General features: G+C 40.6%; 1 protein-coding gene. It reads left to right on the top strand.

Annotated elements, in window-relative coordinates; genetic code table 11:
• Window positions 1–38 precede the first annotated feature (38 nt).
• On the top strand, window positions 39–219 hold a 181-nt coding region (locus QQZ16_RS04430; protein WP_446715445.1), incomplete at its 3' end, for a UPF0236 family transposase-like protein.

Genomic DNA, 219 nt, shown 5'->3' on the forward strand with positions numbered 1-219 from the left:
TTCAAAAGGTATTGTTCGTCGAAGTAGATGGATTATATGTGAAGAGCCAAGAAAAGAAAAAGCGTGGATGGGAGTTGAAATTCGCCGCTGTGCACGAGGGATGGAAAGAAAACGGAAAGCGAGTCAGGCTCCGAAATAAAAGGCATTTTCTTTATGAAGGAAAAGAACCCTTTTGGGAAGCCTTTGAAACGTTCTTACAGAATCATTATTCGTATGATC

This window comes from Bacillus sp. T2.9-1 (genome assembly GCF_950097965.1).
GTDB classification, from domain to species: Bacteria; Bacillota; Bacilli; order Bacillales; family Cytobacillaceae; genus Niallia; species Niallia hominis.